The organism is Vibrio sp. 03_296 (assembly GCF_002265885.1).
Genome location: NZ_NPKW01000805.1, coordinates 1 through 915, shown reverse-complemented (window position 1 = coordinate 915; position 915 = coordinate 1). Strand labels below are relative to the sequence as shown.

Annotated in this window: 1 protein-coding gene; it reads right to left on the bottom strand. The window is 40.4% G+C overall.

Going from position 1 to position 915, the window contains the following annotated elements:
- Window positions 1-134: 134 nt before the first annotated feature.
- Window positions 135-851, bottom strand: a complete 717-nt coding sequence (locus tag CIK04_RS28005; protein WP_325205930.1) for a hypothetical protein — start codon at window positions 849-851, stop codon at window positions 135-137.
- Between the last annotated feature and the right edge of the window lie 64 nt (window positions 852-915).

The following is a 915-nucleotide window of genomic DNA, read 5'->3' as shown; positions in this document are numbered from 1 at the left end:
AAGATCGGTATATTCATCCTGGACAGTGCTTAACTTATGTTCAGAATTGTCCAGTGCCTCTGTCATTGACTGTAGTTTAGACGAACTTTCAGTTAGTTTGATACAAGTGCTCTCATAGCGTTCTGAGAGTTCAGTCAGCTGAGACTCAAGCCTTTCCACATCGTTAAGTGCGTATTCTGCGTTGTACTGTTAGTGCTTGAATGCGCTTTCTCGACTTTTGATAGATTGGCTTGGAGACCTATAAWTGGTATCTTGCTGGTTTCTAACCTGTCATTTGCTTGATTGAGTGAACTCGTAAGTTGACTGATATTTTTTAATAACTCAGATTTCTCGTTTTGTGATTCGACTAGCTCAGATTGCAGAGCTTCAATTTTCTCCTCTAGTTCATCATTTGCATCTGTAGCCCTTTGGAGAGTCTTGTTCAATATCCTAAAGCTCTCCCTCTGACTGCTCTTTTTGTTTGATCGCGTGTTGGCTGATTGCCTCTGCTTCTCTAATGCGTGTGTAAGTAATTGACTCAAAAATGGGGTATGAATACTGTCATTCATAGCAATAACAATATCTCGAAGTGATGTAGAGATATCGTATTCCTTTCTTTCGAGAAGATCCTGAATTTCCGCTGGTAGCTCATATGAGGTTCTTACTTGAGTTGTTGCTGATGGGGGTGTCATTTTGAGCTTCTGGAATCCTACCGTCAGCAATGAGCCTTTCCAAATCAGCTTGRATCGAAGAGTCTTTTCCTCTTTGTAATACTCTCTAATTCGCCACCCGCTAGGCTTCTTTCCTCTGCTAATCAGCTCATTAGCGGCTTGGATGAGGTCTTCATCAGTGTAAGTTTTCGGCCTTGCCATGCTGTTCACCATTATTATTGTTTTTTTAATGAAAGTTAGTAAGTTAGTAAGTTAAGAACTTAAC